Raw genomic sequence first — 14,739 nt, 5'->3', positions numbered from 1 at the left:
GATGGATCGGGTCTTCGTGGAGTATTACGAAGAGGAACTGACCCATATCCGCGCGCTGGCCGCGGAATTCGCCGACATGCATCCGGCGGTGGCCCGCAACCTTTCCCTCGATACCGTCCCCTGCCCCGATCCCTATGTCGAACGGCTGCTCGACGGCGTGGCCTTTCTTGCCGCGCGCACGCGGCTGAAGGTCGACGCCGAGCGCTCGCGCTTCTCGCGCGCCGTGCTCGACGTGCTCTATCCCGACCTTGTGACGCCGGCGCCGGCGACGGCGATGGCCGTGCTGAAACCTGGACAGCAGGTGCAATCGATGATCGCCGGCCATGCGGTGGCGCGCGGCACGCGGTTGGTTTCCGGCCTGCATCCTGGGCTCTCGACGCGCTCGACCTTCTCCACCGCGCAAGAGGTGACGCTGTGGCCGATCGCGATCAATTCGGTCAGCTATTTCCAGGACCGCAGCGCGCTCGCCGCCGCCGGCATCGCGCCGGTCGGCGGCGTGCGCGGCGAAGCGGCATTCCGCATCGCGCTTACCCGGACCGGAAAGGGCAAGCTCAGCGAATTGTCGCTCGACCGCCTCGATCTCTATTTCGCCGGACGCGCCAAGGCGCCGCTCATCTTCGACGCGATCTTCGGCGCCTGTTCGGCCGTCGGCGCGCGGCCGGAAGGCAAGACCAATCCGCTCGCCGCGCTGCCCGAGCCCGAAATGGTCGGGATCCACGACGATGAAGCGCTGATGCCGCGCACGCGGCCGACCTTCGAGGGATACCGGCTGCTGCGCGAATATTTCATGATCCCCGAACGCTTCCACTATGTGCGCGTCGCCGGCCTGCAGCCGGTGGTGCGCAAATGCGATGGGGGAATGGAGATCGTCCTCCTGTTCCGGCGTCCCGTGCCGGAGCTCGCCGATGTGACAGCGGCCGATTTCGAGCTGTTCGCGACGCCGATCATCAATCTGTTCGAACGCGAGTGCAACGTCATCGAGATCGATCCGCGCCGGACGCGCCAGGTGCTGCACGCCGACCGCACCCGGGCGCGCGATTTCGAGATCTTCCGGGTCACTCGGGTGGAAGACGCCGATGCCGAAGGCAGCGAGGCGACCATCCCCGAACTGTTCAGCCTGGGACAGAACCGCGGCAGCGGCTGGGTTTATTCGGCCGAGCGGCGCCCGCGGCGGGCCACGGAGGATGAACGGCGCGACGGCCTGACCCGCACCTCCTACACCGGCGACGATGTCTTTATCGCAGTCTCGCGTCCGGCCGGCAGCCAGCCGAACCGGCCGCTCAAGCGGCTCGACGTGATGGCGCTCTGCACCAACCGCGACCTGCCGATCCTGGACGATACGCCGTCGCTGACGCTGGAGACCGCCGACCCGGTGGAAGCGGTACGCCTGCTCGGCGCGCTGCGGCCGCCGCAGCCGGCGATCCCGGCGGCGCTGCCGGCCGGCGCCGAAGGCGAATCCCGCGCCGACAATCTCGCGTGGCGGCTGGTGGCGCAGCTCTCGCTCAATTTCCTGAGCCTCGCCAAGGAAGGCCGCGGCGTCGATCCGCTGCATGCCTTGCTCGACCTCTATGCCGATCGCGGTGATCCGAGCCTTGCCCGCAACGTGCATTCGATCACCCGGATCGATTCGCGGCCGGTGATCGAGCGGCTCAAGATCGACGGGCCGATGTGTTTCGGACGCGGCACCGAGGTGACCCTGCATGTCGATCAGTCGGTTCTGGCGGGCCAGAGCACGCTGCTGCTTTCGGCTCTGCTGGCGCGGCTGTTTGCCCGCCATGCCGGGATAAACGGTTTTGTGCGGACGCGTACGCGGCTGCTGCAGAAGCAGGAGGATGTGCCATGGCCGATGATGCCCGGCAATCGCTACCTGATCTAGCGCAGCCCGCCCTAGCCGAGGCCGAGGCGCTGTCGGAGAGCTTCGACTTCTTCGAGCTGCTGCGCCGCCTGGAGCAGCGGCGCGGACTGTTCGGGCATTCCGGAACCGCGGACCGCGAGCCGGCAAGGCTCGGCCAGCATGTGCGACTGAGCTTCTCGGCCAGGGACGTGATCAAATTCCAGGACGCTACGGACAAGGCGCCGGCGCGGGTGACCGTCGCCAATCTTGGCCTGCTCGGGCCGGAAGGGCCGATGCCGCTGCATCTGACGCGCTGGGTGCTCGACCGGCTGTCGCAGCGCTGGTTCACCGGCGCCGGCGCCGAGCAGACCAGCGACACGACCTTCGTCGACTTCGTCAACATCCTGCAGCATCGCATGATCGCGCTCTACTACCGCGCATGGGCAGATGCGCATCCGGCGGTGCAGGTCGAACGTTCGGTCGGCGGGCGCGTCCGCGCCATGCTGGAAGCGATGGCCGGCATCGGCCTTCCCGGCACGCAGGATTCCGAACTCGATACGGTGCGGCTGCGCCAGGCCGGATCGCTGGCCAACCAGGTCGACGGCGCGGAGCGGCTAACGCTTTTTCTCGCCACGGCCTTCAAGGTGCCGGTTGAAATCAAGGAATTCGTCGCCGCCTGGATCACCATTCCCACGGCGCTGCAGAGCCGCATCGGCAAGGCATATGCGGCGCTCGGCGGCGGAGCAACGATCGGCCCGCGCGTCTTCAGCCGGCAGAGCCGGATCGAATTGCGCGTCGGCCCGCTGAGCCTCGACGACTTCAAATCGTTCCTGCCCGGAGAACGGCGCCTTGCCCTGTTCAAGAAGGCGGTGCGCGACATGATCGGCGAAGCGCTCGACGTCGATCTGCGCATCGTGCTCGCGCGCGACGCCGTGCCTTCGCCGAAGATGGGAACCATCCAGCTCGGCCGTACCTCCTGGCTTTCGCGCCCTGTCGAAAAGGGCGACGCCGACGATCTCAGGCTGCGCACCATCGTCGGTTGGCGGCCGGACATGGCGGAGGCAGCCTGATGAGCCTCCTGCTGACCCTGGAACAAGGCCCGCGCTCGCAGGTGGTCAGACAGGCCCGGCTGGACGAGGGCGAGCTAGTGATCGGCCGCAGCGCCGATGCCGGCTGGCAGATCGACGATCCAGACATGTTCGTCTCACGCGCGCACTGCAAGATCAGCGGCGGCCGCGACGGCTATTACGTCACCGACACGTCGAGCAGCGGACTATTCATCGACGATTCCGACAGCCCGCTCGGCACCGGCAGGTCGACGCGCCTGCAAAGTGGCATGCGGCTGCGCATGGGCGACTATGTGCTCCATGTCGAGGTGCAGCCCAGCGCCGGCCACACCTCGATCAGCCAGGCGCCGATCGCCAACGCCGAGCCGGCATGGTCGTCACAATCGCGGACACCAGCCAGCATCGGCGGCGACGACTTTTTCTCGGCCAAGGTCGAGGAAGAGCCGCAGCGGCCGCGCCCGGGAGGACTGCCCGATCCGTTCGAGCAGCCTGTGCCCGGAGCTTACGATCGCAGTTCCAACCTGCGCAGCTCGCCCGCCTTCGACGACCCGTTTAGCCTCGATCCGGTGGCGACGCCGGCATCGAACAACGAGCCCGCCGTCGGCAGGTCGGATCCGTTCGGCTTCGGCGACATGCCGTTGCGCAGCGATATGCCCGAACCCGCGGCGAAACCGTCCGGCTTCGACGATTTCGGCTTCGGGCCAGCCGCGACGCCCGCTTCCGGTAACAGTGCCGATCCAGCTCGCCGCGTCGAAAAGGCCGCCGAGAAGCCGCAGGCCGCCCGCCCATGGGAGATGCCGGTGCGGGCCGAACCCGCTGCGCCGCCGCGTCCCGCTCCCAAACCGTCACGTTCGATGCAACCGGCGCCCAGCGACATGGCGTTGCGCGCGGCGTTCCTGCGCGGCATGGGCGTCGAGGATGCCGATTTCCCCGGGCGCGATCCGATCGCCGAAATGGAGAAATTCGGGCGCGAGTACCGGCTGATGCTCGATGGGCTGATGCAGCTCCTGCGCAAGCGCGCCGAGGAGAAGGGCAGCGCGCGCGTCGCTCAGACCATGGTCGGCGCCTCGGAGGTCAACCCGCTCAAATTCCTGCCGACGGTCGAGGATGTCATCGTCACCATCATCGCGGAACGCAGCCCCGGCTTTTTGTCCGGCGAGGCGGCGATCGGCGACGCGGTGAAGGACCTCGCGCAGCACCACGTGCGCGCCTGGCGCGGTGTGCAGGCGGCGCTGCGGCGCATGATCGACCGCTTCGATCCGGCCGCGATCGAGGAAGAGCTCAAGTCCAATTCCGCGATCGGCAATCTGCTTGCCGGCGGGCGCAATGCCAAGCTGTGGGAGCTTTACCAGAAACGCCACCGCGACATCGCCCAGAGCGCGGAATCGAGCTTCCTGGGCGAGATCGGCGCAGATTTCAGGGACGCATATGAAGAGGAGTAGGGACATGATCGACAGACGTGAATTCATCGTCGCCATCGGCGCGACGGGGCTGCTTGCGGCTTGCCAGAGCGGCCCGCCGAAACCATCGGTCATCTCGGTCAACGTGACCGGTGGCGCCGGCATGAATCCGGGACCGGGCGGCGGCGACAGGCCGGTGACCGTGCTGGTGATGCGGCTTGCCAGCACAGGCAAGTTCAACTCGGCCGATTATTTCGCGCTGCAGGGCGATGCCGGCTCTGCGCTGGGCGCCGACCTCATCGGATCGGACGCAATCTCGGTCGCTCCGGGCAAGACGGCAGCCAAGACCATCACGGTCGAACCGAACGCGACGGCGCTCGGCTTCGTCGCGCTGATCCGCGAGCCAGGCGGACGCAACTGGCGCACGACCAAGTCGGTATCGCCGGGGTCGAAATTCACCATCAACGTCAGCCTCGGCAAGGGCGGCATTTCCGCCTGACGGCGAGACAGCGCGGCAGTGCAGAGAGCAGTGGCATGAGCGACGCAAACAGGGTGCTGTGGTCCGAGGGACTCTTCTTGAGGACCCAGCACTTCCAGCAGCAGGACCGGTTCTTCGAGGGAATGGTGCGCGGCGCCTTGCAGGCCGGCCAGCTCCATACGTTCGGCTTCCAGCAGCTGACGCTCGACCAGTCGCTGCTCGATGCCGGCCAGGTGTCGATCGTGTCCGCCCGGGGCATCTTCCCGGACGGTACGCCCTTCTCCATCCCGGAACTGATGGACGCGCCGAAGCCGCTGCCGGTCACGGCCGACACCGGCGCCGGGCCGGTGCTGGTGGCGTTGCCGCTCGAGCCGCCCGGCGGCGTCGGCTTCGATCCGGCGCATTCCGCGTCGACGGGCGCGCGCTACCACGGCAAGATCGTTGCGGTGCGCGATGCCGTGAAGGGCGGCGCCGATCCGGAAGAGATCGAGATCGCGCGGCCGCAAGCGGTGCTGCTGGCGCCCGGCAAATCGGTTGGCGGCTATACGGCGCTGCCGGTCGCCGACATCAAAGGCGTGCGCGCCGATGGCGGCGTCTCGCTCGACCAGGCCTTCCTGCCGCCGACGCTGATCACCGGCGCCGTCCACTGGTACCGGCAATTGCTGCAGGAGGTCGTCACCGGCCTCGACCAAATCGCCGAGGCGCATGGCAAGATGGTGATGGGCGGCGCCGGCCGCAGCGTCGAGGACCTTTTGATGCTGCATCTCGCCAATGCCGCGCGGCCGCGCCTTGCGCATATGCTGGCGCAGGATGTCTTCCATCCGGCCGAGCTCTATCTCGAGCTTGCCGGCCTCGCCGGCGAAATGGCCACCTACGGCTCGAGCTCGCGGCGGCTCGGAGAGCTGCCGGCCTACGACCACATGGCGCCGGGTCCCGCCTATATGGCGCTGGCCGACGCCTTGCGTTCGCTCATCCTCAGCCTGCGCTACATCGAGCCGAAGTCGCGCGCGCTGCCGGTCATGCGGCACGCGACCAATGTCTGGAAGGTGCGCATCGACAATCCGAAACTGCTGGTCGCCAGCCGCATCGTCATCCGCGTCGGCTCCGAGCTTTCGGAAGACGCGCTGCGCAAGATCTTCGTCAACCAGGCGACGGTCGGCTCCGCCGACCAGTTCGAAGGATTGTGGAAGTCGCGCCTGCCGGGCATTCCGCTGAAACCGCTGCATTCGCAGCCGCGCGAGATCCCGTATGACGGCGACCGGCTGTGCCTGGAGCTCGACCAGAAGAGCGAGCATTGGGCTTCGCTGCTCGACGCGCCCGGCTTCGTCATCGGCGTTTCCGGTGTGCTGCCGAGCGAGCCGCAGGTCGACTGCTATTCGGTGAACAGGTGAGGCCATGAGCCGGGATGATCCTTTCGGACTGTCGGAGGATCGCGAGCGAACCCGCATCCGCCTAACCGGAGCCGCGCCCCGGCCGATGGCGCCGCTAGCACCGGGCGCGCCGGTCAAACGGGCGCGTGCCCATCCCAATACGCTGATCAACATCTTCGCGCCGCTGCTCGAATTCGCGCCGGAGCTCGAAAGCGCGCTGGCGCCGGAGAACCCGGAAGTCATGCGCACGCGCCTGCTCGACGAGCTGGTGCGGGCGCGCGATGCCGCTGTTGCCGCGGGCTCGTCGCTGGAGCGCGCCGACCAGGCCGCATGGGCGGTGGCGGCGCTGCTCGACGATCTCGCGCTCAACACGCCGTGGGGCGGCGCCAGCGCCTGGCCGCGCCAGCCGCTGGTCGTCATGCTGCGCGGCGATGTCGACGCCGGCACCCAGTTCTTCACCCGCCTCGACGAGCTGGAGCGGCATCCCAACCGCGACCGCGAAATGCTGGAGCTGCAATATTATTGCCTGGCGCTCGGCTTCCGCGGCAAATACCGCGTGCCCGGCCGCGCCGGCGACCGTTCGCTCAACGCCGTGCGCGTGGCGGCGGCGCGCTTCCTGCGCAATGCGGATGCCGAGGACGCGCCGCTGTCGCCGAGCTGGAAAGGCGTGATCGCCTCCGACGAGCCGCAGCGCTTCATCGTGCCGATCTGGGTGATGGCGCTTGCCGCGATCGTCGTCGCCGCAGCCGCCTATATCGGCCTGTCGATGGGCCTGAGCAGCCAGGCGGTCGAGCTCTCCGCGCTGGTGCGCACGCTGCCGCCGGCCTCGCGCGGCGACATCACCCGCGCGGCGCCCAAGCAGGATGCACCCGCGCCCGAGCCGCAACCGGTCGATTTCGCGCTGCTGCCGGAGTTCAAGGCCGAAGCGCCGGACAACCTCAAAGGAGCGCTGAGCGGCACCGAGAGCGTCTCGCTGGCGAAGCTCATCATCCAGTCCTCCAATCCCGAGCTGTTCCAATCCTCCCGGCCGACGCTGACGGAAGGATACGAACCGCTGATCGCAGCGATCGCCAAGGTGATCCTGGACAATAAGGAGCTGATCGGAAAAATCACCGTGGTCGGCCATACCGACAATGTGCGCCTGCAAAAATCCAACCCGCTGGCCAGCAACCAGCGTCTGTCGGAAGCGCGCGCCGAAACCATAGCCAAGCTTCTGGTGCAAGCCGGCGTGCCGCAGGAGAGTATTTCTTCCGAGGGCCGCGCCGAAACCGATCCGGTGGCCGACAACTCGACGCGCGAGGGCCGCGCGCTCAACCGGCGCGTCGAGGTTCTGGTCGAGAAGAGGCTCTGAGATGTTCATCCTGCGCTTCCTCTGGGCCGTCATCACCTCGCGTTTTCTCTGGACGCTGATCGGCATCGCGCTGCTTTCGCTGCTGATCTGGGTGTTCGGCCCGATCGTGCAGGTCGGCCCTTATGCGCCGTTCGAATCCGACAATGTGCGCATCGCCATCATCGCCGGGCTGATCATCCTGTGGCTGATCTGGCTGATCATCGCGCAGCGCCGCGCGATCCGCGCCAACCGCATGTTCGTCGCCGAGATCGCGGCGCCGGTCGCCGAAAAGCAGCTTACGCCCGGCGAGGAAAGCGTGGCCGCCGTCGGCGCCAAGTTCGGCGAGGTGATGGCGGAGCTGAAGCGCCGCAAGCTCGGCGGCAGAAAATTCCTGCGCGAGATGCCCTGGTATGTGATCGTCGGTCCGCCGGCCACAGGCAAGACCACGGCACTGCGCCAGTCCGGCCTCAATTTCCCGATCGACCTCACGGACGATCTGCAGGGAGTCGGCGGCACGCGCAATTGCGACTGGTTCTTCTCCGAGAACGCGGTGCTGATCGACACCGCCGGCCGCTACGTCCAGCAGGAAAGCCAGCCGGATGTCGACGCGGCGGAGTGGCTGGGCTTCCTCGACCTTCTAAAGAAGCACCGAGGCCGGCGCGCGCTCAACGGGGTGATCGTGGCGTTGTCGATCGACGCGCTGTCGGAGGGCGACGACGCGATCAAGGCGCATGGCAGAAAGATCCGCCGCCGGCTGGCGGAGCTGAACGACCGGCTGGAGATCCGCCTTCCTGTCTACCTGATGCTGACCAAGGCCGATCTGATCAAAGGGTTCGAAGCGTTCTTCGGCGGCTTGTCGACCACGGCGCGCGAGCAGGTGTGGGGAACCACTTTCCCGCTCGACGCCCGCGTCGGTGCCGGCATGATCCAGACGGAACTCGCCAGGCTTGCCACCGAACTGGAGCGGCGGCTGGTGCCGCGGCTGGAGGACGAGGACAAGCTTGGCCAGCGCGCCGAGATCTTCCGCTTCCCCGCGCAGCTTGCCAGCCTGTCGGAGCCGATCCAGGTGCTGGTCGAGGCGATGTTCGGCGAGAGCCGCTACGAGGAGGCCGCCTGGCTGCGCGGCCTCTATCTGACCTCGGCGACGCAGGAAGGCGCGCCGATTGACCGGCTGACGGCGGCGCTGTCGTCATCCTTCGGGCTGCCGCCGCGTCGCGCCATGCCGGCGGCGCGCGTCGAGAAGCGCAGCTTCTTCCTCAGGAATCTGCTCACCGAAGTGATCTTCAAGGAAGCCGGCCTCGGCACATTCGATCCGTTGGCGCAGCGCCGCCGCGCCTTGATCTGGCGCGGAGCCGCCGCCGCCTGTGCGCTCGCCGCCCTGCTCGCCGGCGGACTGTTCACCTGGTCCTATCTCGACAACCGCAATGCGATCGCCGAACAGGCCGGCCAATTCGAGGCGCTGCAGGCGCCGCTCACGGACGTCGCGGCGATGCCGGCCGCGGTCGAGCAGCCGACCATGGACGGCGCGCTGGCGGCAATGGACGCGGTGGCCACGGCCCGGACCGCGCCGCCGGATGCCGTCCATAATCTGCTCGGCCCGACCGCTTCGGCCGAGCTCATACGCGCGCAGACCGACACTTACGACCACGCTTTGCGCAATGTGCTCGAGCCGCACATGGTGGCGCTGCTTGAGGCGACGATGTGGCGGCAGATCCGCGATCCGGACTTCATGCTCGGCGCGCTGAAGACCTACCGGATGATGACCGGCCTGTCGCAGATGGACACCGATTTCGTGCAGAACTGGTGGGTGAACAACCTGCCGCAATTCGCGCCGGCCGCGCCCTTCCCGACCGCGGACGCCGAACAGCACCAGCTTGCCGCGATCCGCCGCATGGCCGTCGACGACAGCTACATCGCGCCGGACAAGGAGCTGGTCGCCGAGGCGCTGAAGACGGTGTGCACGATCTCGCTGCCGGAGCGCGCCTACAAGCAGTTGCTTGCCGACCCGGAAGTGGCGGCGGTCAAGGAATGGGTGCCGGCCAATTTCGCCGGACCGAACGGCGCCAAGGTGTTCGCGCGCCGCTCCGACAAGACGCTGCGCGTCGGCGTTCCGGGCCCCTATACCTATGCCGGCTTCCACGACGCGATCCTCGACCGGGTCGAGGATGTCGCCGGACAGGCGGCGCTCGACCGCGCGGTGTTTGCCGGCGGCTGTTCGGAGAATTCGGAGACGTCGGTCTCGGCGCTGTCGGAAGACATATTGAAGCTCTATTACGATGACTATATCGCGCAGTGGGACAGTTTCCTTCGTGACATGCGGCTGGCGCCGCTGACCGACCTCAACGTCGCCAGCGAGAACCTCAAGGATCTTTCCAGCGCCGACTCCGCGCTGAAGCGCCTGCTCACCGCGGTGGTGCAGGAGACCGACCTGACCCGTTCCGACGAGGCGTCGGCCGACGACAAGAGCGGCGCTGCCAAGACCGGCTCGAAGCTTTTGAGCAAGCTCGGCAAATTGGGCAAGGTGGTGAAGACGGGAGCGAAATTGCTGCCCCGCGCGGGCTCGGCCGATCAGGTCGACATGACCGGCAGCCTGGTGGCCGAGCATTTCAAGCCGCTCAAGGGCACGATCGCCCAGATCGACGGCCAGCCGCCGGCGCTCGACGCCGCCGTCGTGGCGCTCACGGCCCTGTCCAATGTGTTGCAGACGGTGACCGCCAACCCCGATCCGCAGGACGCCATCAAGAAACAGGGTGGGCTTGCCGAACTGACAGGCGCAGTCGCAAGGCAGGCGCAGATCCTGCCCTCGCCGATGAACGACTGGCTGGGCGGAATTGCCGGCGACACAAGCGGCCTGTCGCAGAAGGCCGTCACCAACGAGCTCAACGCCATCTGGCGCGCCGACATCCTGCCCTTCTGTCAGGCGGCGCTCAACAACCGCTATCCGTTCAGCCCCGACAGCGCGGTCGACGTCAATGTGCGCGACTTCCAGCGCCTGTTCGGCCCGACCGGGCTCATCGACGCCTTCACCAACGACCATCTGATCAACTATGTCGACACCGCCAGCGAGCCGTGGAAATGGCGCGCCGATTTCGGCCTCGACCCGGCGGCGCTGGCGGCCTTCGAGCAGGCGCGCCACATTCGTGACGACCTGTTCCCCGGCGGCACCGGTCCCGTGATGAATTTCACGCTGGAACCCAAGGATCTGTCGCCCAACGTGGCGCGGGTGACGCTCAACCTCGATGGCCAGAACCTCGTCTACTACAACAACGCAACCAGGCCGCAGCCGATGACATGGCCGGGCAAGGACGGCACCGGCGTGATCTCGCTCGCCTTCCAGCCGGTCGACGGCTCGCCCGAGGTGATGCTCAACGAGACCGGCAGCTGGGCGTGGCTGAGGATGCTGCGCGGCGGCCGCTTCAACGCGACCAAGCTCACCGACGTCTACAGCCTGCGGCTCGGCACCAAGGGGATGTGGGCCGATTTCGAGCTCAAGGCAGCCAGCGTCGAGAACCCCTACACGCTCGAAATGTTCAAGAAGTTCACATGTCCGCCGCAGATCTGATCCTGCCCGGCTTCTATGGCAAGATGCCTGCCGCCGGCGATTTCGTCACGCGCCGGCTGCCGGGCGATTTCGTGCGCAGGTGGGACCGCTGGCTGGCGCAGCACATCGTGCCGCTGTTCGGGGTAGAGACCTGGCCGGCGGACACGGCGCTGCGGTTCCTTAGCGGCCCTGCTTCGTTCGGTGCTGCGGCCGGCGTCGTGCTGCAGAGCGCGGACAGGATCGGCCGGCGGTTCCCGCTGAGCGTGGTCGCCCGGCTTTCTGAGGCGCCGCTGAAGCTGGCCTATTCCGATGGCTGGTTCGACGGCGTCGAGAACGCAGCCTTCGCCGCGCAGCGCGGGGAGTTGGTGCCCGATGAGCTGGACGCCGCCCTGACAGCGCTGCCTGCGCCACCTGTCGATGGGGATGGAGATATCATCGTCGACCTCGTGATGTGGACGGCGCATACGGACATTTTCGATGTCGATCCGCAAGCGCCGCAGCCGACGCTCGAGCAGATCTTCGCCGCGAGTTGGGAGACCAGCTGATGCAGATCTGGAACCAGATGGGCTATCCGCATCAGTTCACCATGGGCATGGACAAGGCCGGCCATGAGTGGCTGGTCGTGGTGGTAAAGGGCACTTTCGATTTTCCCGCGACACCCGCCGGGCTGGTGCGGAAATCGGCAGAACAGGTTCCGCTGGTCATGGCGGACACGCACACCGGCGTGCCGGGCTATTCGGCGACGCTGTGGGAAACCGATTTCGCCTTCCGCAAGCCGCGCTGCGACGTGATTGCAAATGGCTTTGCGTATGCGCCGGGAGGGCGTCCAGCCGAACGCGTGCCGGTAGGCATCAAGATTGGCAATTGGTCAAAGCTGTTCGAAGTCGTCGGCCACCGCGAATGGCGGGCCATCGGACCGGTGTTCACCGCAACCGCGCCGCAGCCCTTCCTGAAGTTGCCCATTTCGTACGATGTCGCCTGGGGTGGCGTCGACCGGCTCGACCCCGAGGACCAGCTTCCCGCTAGCTATAGACATAATCCGGTCGGCACTGGCTGGTCGCGGACAAGGAATCAACGCCTTATTCCAGGCCTTCGATTACCGAACACGCAGGCTCCCGGCGAGGAGATCCGCTCGCCCTTCGGCGACTACAGGCCAATGGCGTTCGGGCCGATGGGACGTGGCTGGCCCGGCCGCATCGAATATGGCGGCACCTACGACCAGAACTGGATCGACAACATCTTCCCGTTTTTGCCGCCCGATTTCGACGAGCGATATTTCCAAATGGCGCCGTCCGACCAGCAGATTGACCATCCGCGAGGCGGCGAGGACGTGGTGCTGGTCAATCTGACGCCAGAGGGACGAACCGCGTTCCGGCTGCCTCCGACGGCGCTCCCGATGCGGCTCTTCAAGAGCAGGTTCACCGCTTTCGAAAGCGACGTGTACCCGGATACAATCCTATTCGATCCGGAGGCAAAACGATTCTCGTTGGTCTGGCGTATTTCGTGCCGGATCGAGCGCACTGTGCTTGATTTTACAGAATGCTGGATCGGCGCGCCTACAGAGTCGATGATCCACGCGCACAGGACGGGGCGCATCTTCATACGAGCCAACGGTACCGCCCCGGACGAGGAGGAGGACGCCGCTTGAACGGGACGATCGATATCGCCTCGGTTGGGATGGTCACCTCCGTGGGACTGGACGCTCCCGCGTCCTGCGCTGCTATGCGCGCGAGGCTCGACGGATTTCGCGAGACACGTTTCACGGGCGCGCGGGGAGAGCCCCTGATCGGCGCTCCCGTGTCCCTTCCACGCGACTGGGTCGGAGAGCGCAGGATCGCGCATCTGGCCGCCGGTGCGATATCGGAAACACTGAGTGGAGCGCGCATTGCCGGAGAGCAGACGGCGCTCATCCTTTGCCTAGCCGAGGAAGGCCGGTCGGGAAGGCCGGTCCGCGACGCCTCCAGGCTACTGAGAAAGATCGCCGAGATCCTGGAAATGGCTCCGCATACGAAATCGCGGATCATCAGCTACGGCAGGCCGTCGGGCCACGCCGCGCTCGAGCAGGCGCGCCGTCTAATCTCCTCGGGTGAGGTGGCCAATGTCGTGATCGCGGGCGTCGACAGCTACCTCACGCCCCGCACGGTCCGATATTATCTCGACCAGAGCCGCTTGATGACCAAATTCAATCCGAACGGCTTCATCCCCGGAGAGGCCGCCGCCGCCGTGCTTTGCACGAAGCCCGGGCAAGGCTCCTTGACCCTGCTCGGTGTCGGATTGGCGCGCGAGCCGGCCGCCATCTACAACAAGCAGGACCTCCCACTTCGCGGCGAGGGTATGGCCGCAGCATACGGCGTTGCGCTCAGGGAATCGCGCTTCGCCATGGTCGGGATAGGCTACCGAATATCGGACCTGATCGGCGAGCAGTACTGGTTCAAGCAAACAGCTCTTGCATTTCTGCGCCAGATGCGCGGCCACGTGGACTTCCAAGACCTTTGGTCTCCGGGCGAGTCGATTGGAAATATCGGGGCCGCTGTCGTACCGACAATGATCGGCATGGCGTTCACGGCTGCAAGGAAAGGTTATGCGGCCGGAAATCCGGTGCTGATCGAAGCATCGAATGACGAGGGCGCATGCGGCGCCGCCGTCGTGGCGTCGAGGCTGAGCTAAATGTCCAACGTCTTCGCCAACGGATTGGAAATCTCCGGCAAGGCTGTCGACGCCAAGACGATCGCCGCTTTCCCCGACACCTGTTTCACGCCACCCGAAAACCCGGCGACACCGCCTGGCGTTCCTGTCCCCTATCCGAGTTTCGGCTTCGCCTCCGACACCGAGGACGGCACCGGGACGGTCAAGATCGGCGGCAAGACGATAAACATCAAGAACAAGTCCGACCTGACGAAGACGTCCGGAACGGAAGCCGGCTGCGCCGCGAAGAAAGGCATCATCACTTCCAACAACACAGGAAAAGAGTATTTCAATTCCTGGTCGCCGAACGTGAAGGCCGATGGCGAGCCGGTGATAAGGTTCACCGACCTGGCGACAAACAATCACGGCTCAGCGGCGAACACGCCGCCATGGCTGCATGTGTGCAAGGCCAACCCCGGCTGGACCCCGACCTGTCAGAAACTCTATGAAGACTACCTCTTCATGTACAAGCCAAACAAATGCGCCAAGGGGTATGAGCCGCATCATATCATCGACAACTGCGCCTTCGTGCGGGCCGGTGCTCGCGCCTCGACCAAGAAGTCCTTCAAGTCGGCGAAAAAGATAGCGGCGCGCGTCTGGAAGAAGCTCAAGAATATCTTCCAGTCGGGCAGCCCGCATCCGGGACGGAACTACAATGAGGACGACGCGCCCTGCATCTGCCTGAAGGACAACATGGACCATGGCGAGCAGCATAAGGTCGCTCATGACGTTACCCGGGCGGAGGCCAAGAAGGCCAATGTCAAGGCCAACGGCGGAAAATGGAAATACAGTCAGGCACGGGCCGCTGGCGTCAAATCGGTCAAGAAAGCCGCCAACCTGACGGACGCCCAGGCTGAGTGCATCAAGATCGTGCTTGATTCCTATTATAAGGACCAGATGGGCTGCACCGACAGCACCGAAGTCGGTGGGCCCGAGACCAGCGCTCCCACCGCGACATCCTTCGCCACGGGCCATGGCGGCAATGCCAATGTGAGCGCCGTACCGTCTTGACGCGGATATGTCCGCGAGGAGGT

11 protein-coding genes are annotated in these 14,739 nt (G+C 66.1%); all 11 read left to right on the top strand.

All coding sequences use genetic code 11. The annotated features are described in order from the left end of the window. Position 1: 1 nt before the first annotated feature. From tssF to LB520_RS27255, 11 genes are read left to right on the top strand one after another with little or no spacing between them, the layout of a single operon-like run. Complete coding sequence (gene tssF, locus LB520_RS27305; RefSeq protein ID WP_224639999.1) at positions 2-1,876, top strand: type VI secretion system baseplate subunit TssF; 1,875 nt, start codon at positions 2-4, stop codon at positions 1,874-1,876. Beyond that, on the top strand, positions 1,840-2,904 hold the full coding sequence (gene tssG, locus LB520_RS27300; protein ID WP_224639998.1) for a type VI secretion system baseplate subunit TssG: 1,065 nt from the start codon (positions 1,840-1,842) through the stop codon (positions 2,902-2,904). The genes tssF and tssG overlap by 37 nt, the downstream gene beginning before the upstream one ends. Further along, positions 2,904-4,343 carry a type VI secretion system-associated FHA domain protein TagH gene (gene tagH, locus LB520_RS27295; RefSeq protein ID WP_224639997.1) on the top strand — a complete coding sequence of 480 codons (1,440 nt, stop codon included), beginning with the start codon at positions 2,904-2,906 and terminating at the stop codon, positions 4,341-4,343. Before tssG ends, tagH begins: the two co-directional genes overlap by 1 nt. Before the next feature lie 4 nt (positions 4,344-4,347). Continuing rightward, positions 4,348-4,800 carry a type VI secretion system lipoprotein TssJ gene (gene tssJ / locus LB520_RS27290; protein ID WP_095765815.1) on the top strand — a complete coding sequence of 151 codons (453 nt, stop codon included), beginning with the start codon at positions 4,348-4,350 and terminating at the stop codon, positions 4,798-4,800. A gap of 35 nt (positions 4,801-4,835) precedes the next feature. Further along, positions 4,836-6,170 (top strand): type VI secretion system baseplate subunit TssK, encoded by a 1,335-nt coding sequence (tssK, locus tag LB520_RS27285; protein WP_224639996.1) that lies wholly within the window; start codon positions 4,836-4,838, stop codon positions 6,168-6,170. A 4-nt stretch (positions 6,171-6,174) separates the two neighbouring features. Further along, complete coding sequence (gene tssL / locus LB520_RS27280; RefSeq protein WP_224639995.1) at positions 6,175-7,500, top strand: type VI secretion system protein TssL, long form; 1,326 nt, start codon at positions 6,175-6,177, stop codon at positions 7,498-7,500. A gap of 1 nt (position 7,501) precedes the next feature. After that, positions 7,502-11,041 (top strand): type VI secretion system membrane subunit TssM, encoded by a 3,540-nt coding sequence (gene tssM, locus LB520_RS27275; RefSeq protein ID WP_224639994.1) that lies wholly within the window; start codon positions 7,502-7,504, stop codon positions 11,039-11,041. Then, entirely contained in the window at positions 11,023-11,565 is a 543-nt protein-coding gene (gene tagF / locus LB520_RS27270; RefSeq protein WP_224639993.1) for a type VI secretion system-associated protein TagF, read from the top strand. The genes tssM and tagF overlap by 19 nt, the downstream gene beginning before the upstream one ends. After that, entirely contained in the window at positions 11,565-12,668 is a 1,104-nt protein-coding gene (locus LB520_RS27265) for a DUF2169 domain-containing protein (RefSeq protein WP_224639992.1), read from the top strand. Before tagF ends, LB520_RS27265 begins: the two co-directional genes overlap by 1 nt. Next, entirely contained in the window at positions 12,665-13,687 is a 1,023-nt protein-coding gene (locus LB520_RS27260; RefSeq protein WP_224639991.1) for a beta-ketoacyl synthase N-terminal-like domain-containing protein, read from the top strand. Before LB520_RS27265 ends, LB520_RS27260 begins: the two co-directional genes overlap by 4 nt. Then, a complete protein-coding gene (locus LB520_RS27255; protein WP_224639990.1) occupies positions 13,688-14,716 on the top strand; it encodes a PAAR-like domain-containing protein in 1,029 nt (342 codons plus the stop codon). Positions 14,717-14,739: the final 23 nt, after the last annotated feature.

Source organism: Mesorhizobium sp. CA12, from assembly GCF_020165255.1.
Classification (GTDB): Bacteria; Pseudomonadota; Alphaproteobacteria; order Rhizobiales; family Rhizobiaceae; genus Mesorhizobium.
This window is presented reverse-complemented; position numbering and strand designations above follow the sequence as displayed.

Bases quoted from the DNA above. Each gene is read 5' to 3' on its own strand.
- tssJ (WP_095765815.1), top strand. From the start codon at position 4,348: ATGATCGACAGACGTGAATTCATCGTCGCCATCGGCGCGACGGGGCTG.
- tagF (WP_224639993.1), top strand. From the start codon at position 11,023: ATGTCCGCCGCAGATCTGATCCTGCCCGGCTTCTATGGCAAGATGCCT.
- tssK (WP_224639996.1), top strand. From the start codon at position 4,836: ATGAGCGACGCAAACAGGGTGCTGTGGTCCGAGGGACTCTTCTTGAGG.
- LB520_RS27255 (WP_224639990.1), top strand. From the start codon at position 13,688: ATGTCCAACGTCTTCGCCAACGGATTGGAAATCTCCGGCAAGGCTGTC.
- tagH (WP_224639997.1), top strand. From the start codon at position 2,904: ATGAGCCTCCTGCTGACCCTGGAACAAGGCCCGCGCTCGCAGGTGGTC.
- tssF (WP_224639999.1), top strand. From the start codon at position 2: ATGGATCGGGTCTTCGTGGAGTATTACGAAGAGGAACTGACCCATATC.
- tssM (WP_224639994.1), top strand. From the start codon at position 7,502: ATGTTCATCCTGCGCTTCCTCTGGGCCGTCATCACCTCGCGTTTTCTC.
- LB520_RS27265 (WP_224639992.1), top strand. From the start codon at position 11,565: ATGCAGATCTGGAACCAGATGGGCTATCCGCATCAGTTCACCATGGGC.
- tssL (WP_224639995.1), top strand. From the start codon at position 6,175: ATGAGCCGGGATGATCCTTTCGGACTGTCGGAGGATCGCGAGCGAACC.
- tssG (WP_224639998.1), top strand. From the start codon at position 1,840: ATGGCCGATGATGCCCGGCAATCGCTACCTGATCTAGCGCAGCCCGCC.